The organism is Bathymodiolus azoricus thioautotrophic gill symbiont, from assembly GCF_001298715.1.
Classification (GTDB): domain Bacteria; phylum Pseudomonadota; class Gammaproteobacteria; order PS1; family Pseudothioglobaceae; genus Thiodubiliella.
The window spans coordinates 1-3147 of record NZ_CDSC02000263.1; the positions used below are offsets into that span (position 1 = coordinate 1).

Here is a 3147-nt window from a genome sequence, read left to right on the forward strand (position 1 = left end):
AATTTACCTTGTATAATAAGACACATTAGTTAATAAGCATTCCATAGGAGAGAGAAATGAAACTTGTCAGTGCAATTCTTAGGCCACATCAGTTAGATGATGTGAGAGAGGCGTTATCAGAAGCGGGTGTGTCTGGTATTACTGTTACCGAAGTTAAAGGTTTTGGTCGTCAAAAAGGACATACAGAAATGTATCGTGGTGCAGAATACCAAGTTGATTTTTTGCCAAAGGTTAAGTTAGAAATCGCGATTGTAGCGTCAGAATTAGACAGTGTTATTGAAGCAATTAGCAAAACTGCCAATACTGGTAAAGTGGGCGATGGCAAGATTTTTGTCAGTAATTTAGAAAAAGTGGTCCGTATTCGTACCGGCGAAACCGACCAAGACGCACTGTAAGGAGGTAAGAATGAAAAAAATATTAGCCTTATTAACTTTAATGCCAATGAGTGTGTTTGCTGAGGGTGTCAATAGTTTGGATGGCGCGAATACAGCGTGGATTTTAACTTCAACAGCATTGGTGTTGTTGATGAGCTTGCCAGGTTTAGCCTTATTTTATGGTGGCTTGGTTCGTAGCAAAAACATTCTATCAGTACTTATGCAATGTTTTGCTATCGCAGGTATTGTTTCAGTTTTATGGTTAGTGGTTGGCTATTCAATCGCTTTTTCCGATGGCAACGCTTATTTTGGTAGTTTGTCTAAGTTTATGCTTTCAGGTGTTTTGGAGGATTCGTTAAGTGGCGACATTCCTGAGAGTTTATTTGTACTTTTCCAAATGACATTTGCTATTATTACCCCAGCGTTGATTATTGGTGGTTTTGCTGAACGAATGAAGTTTTCAGCTGTATTGCTCTTTAGTGCGTTTTGGCTGATTGTGGTTTATGCACCGATTACACACTGGGTGTGGGGTGGCGGCTGGCTACAAGAAATGGGTTTGTTAGATTTTGCTGGTGGCACAGTTGTGCATGTCACTGCAGGTGTTGGTGCTTTGGTAGCAGCAATGGTTGTCGGTCCACGCAAGGGGTTTGGAAAAACACCAATGCCACCACATAATATGACCATGGTGATTACGGGTGCAGGTATGCTTTGGGTTGGTTGGTTTGGTTTTAATGGGGGTTCAGCATTGGCAGCGAATGGCGACGCGGCAATGGCGATGTTGGTCACGCATATCTCGGCAGCAACTGCAGCAATGGTATGGATGTTTTATGAATGGATTAAATTTGGCAAGCCAACTGCATTAGGTACAGTAACAGGTATGGTTGCTGGTTTAGGTACGATTACCCCAGCATCAGGTTTTGTTGGCCCTGCAGGCGCATTGGTGATTGGTATTGTTGCAGGACTTGTTTGTTTTAATGCAGTTATTATCATTAAGCAAAAATTCAAAATTGACGATTCACTGGATGTATTTCCAGTGCATGGTGTGGGCGGTATTTTAGGTACATTGATGGCAGGTGTATTTGCTTCAAGTGAGCTTGGTTTGTTCAGTGGACAAGGCTTGGCTGAAGGCACGACTATCGCTTCACAAGTGGGAGTGCAATTTATTGGTGTGGTGGTAACCTTTGCTTATACAGCGATTGCGACTTATATTATTCTTAAAGTTGTTGAAATGATGGTTGGTTTAAGAGTGAGTCCAGAAGAAGAACAGCAAGGGTTGGACATCAGTGCTCACGAAGAAATCGGCTATAATTTGTAAGTTTGTAAATTATAATTTTCCATTCAAGATTGGTGGTTTTTTAGGTTCTTAGGTGGGCTCATTTAAATTCAGCCTACAAACAATGGAAAAAACTTTGGGTATGGCAATCTTTTTCTTACTCAAAAGAATTATTTTTTAGAATTCTTGTTCTACAAAATCCAAGTCAATTTGAATATTAGAGTCATCCAATAACTCTAAACATTTAGGCACCGCTAAGAATACCGCACCTAAGCATACAGCAATTGCATCTGGTTTGCCAGGCAAGTTAATAATCAAACTTTTTCCACGCGAGCCTGCTGTCTGTCGCGAAAGAATGGCAGTTGGAACAGTCCTTAAGCTAACAGTGCGCATCTGTTGTGCAAAGCCATCAAAAATTCTTTCACAAACAGTGTGCGTGGCTTCAGGCGTAACATCACGAGTCGTAGGTCCAGTGCCACCAGTAGTAAGAATAAGATTGCAGTTTTTATTGTCTGCAAAATCTATCATGGTCTGCTCAATCAAAGCTTGATCATCTTCAATAATAATAGACTCAACTTTGTAAGGTGATAATACCGCCTGTTGAATCCAAGTTTGCATAGCAGGACCGCCAATATCTTTGTACTCACCACGAGCAGCACGGTCTGAAATGGTAATAAATCCGATTTTAATTTTTGTTTTGTTCATCACGATAGCATTGATTATGTTGAAAATTATAACATTGATTATTGGTATCAAAATGGCAATATTTACATAATTTTTCTTTATTGGTCATGGTAATAGTATTTTTTGTAACACTAATGCCTTGAAGAGATAGGCATTTCAGGTTGCGTGAGAATACTTCTCTGCTCATGCCCAAATAAGAAGAAATAAGAGACTTGTTACAAGGTAATTGGATAGTATTAGATTGCCATTTTTTATCATTGAGTAATTTTAGAAAAAACTCCCCCATTCTTTGTTCGGTGTTTTTATGTTTAATAGATTGAAGATTTTGTAAAGCAGTATTGGTTTTTTGTGCACTCATAACCATAAGGTTGTGTGCAAATTTAGAGGATTGTTCCAATGTATGGTTGAGTACATTAATTGGAATAGATAGCATTAATGTATCAGTAATAGTTTTAGCATTTGCGTTAAAAACTTGATGTGCAAACAGACAGTGCTCCAACACAGTTTCATTATTACTAATAATTTGTAAAATTTTATTTTGTTTAAATATTTTAACCCAACCCATTAAAACAATATACAGGTGTGTTATTGAATTGTTTTCTAAAATAAGCGTTTTATTTTTTGGGATTTGATAAATTTTAGAATGGCTAATAATTTGTTCCACTTTGTTGATAGGCATATCTTGAAAAAGAGTGATTTTGTATGCCAAGCGCTCTGAGGTGCTAGGCGTGTTAATTTTTTGTTTACTTAATTGGTGATCTCCTTCTAAAGTAAGGCGTAGTTTCTCTTCAATACTGTGTAGTTTGTTTATTTTTT

The 3147-nt window shown here is 38.0% G+C and carries 4 protein-coding genes; 2 read left to right on the forward strand and 2 right to left on the reverse strand.

Annotated features, from left to right (window positions below):
• Positions 1–56: 56 nt before the first annotated feature.
• Positions 57–395, forward strand: coding sequence for a P-II family nitrogen regulator (locus BAZSYMA_RS05035; protein ID WP_090716293.1), 339 nt, complete (start codon positions 57–59; stop codon positions 393–395).
• Between the two features lie 10 nt (positions 396–405).
• Positions 406–1689, forward strand: coding sequence for an ammonium transporter (locus BAZSYMA_RS05040; protein WP_090716295.1), 1284 nt, complete (start codon positions 406–408; stop codon positions 1687–1689).
• A gap of 135 nt (positions 1690–1824) precedes the next feature.
• Here BAZSYMA_RS05040 and mog read toward each other — a convergent pair whose 3' ends face one another.
• Together mog and BAZSYMA_RS05050 are read right to left on the reverse strand one after the other, a co-directional pair.
• A complete protein-coding gene (gene mog / locus BAZSYMA_RS05045; protein WP_090716297.1) occupies positions 1825–2352 on the reverse strand; it encodes a molybdopterin adenylyltransferase in 528 nt (175 codons plus the stop codon).
• Positions 2333–3147: Crp/Fnr family transcriptional regulator (locus BAZSYMA_RS05050; RefSeq protein ID WP_090716300.1), on the reverse strand; the 815-nt coding region annotated here is incomplete at its 5' end. The genes mog and BAZSYMA_RS05050, both read right to left, overlap by 20 nt.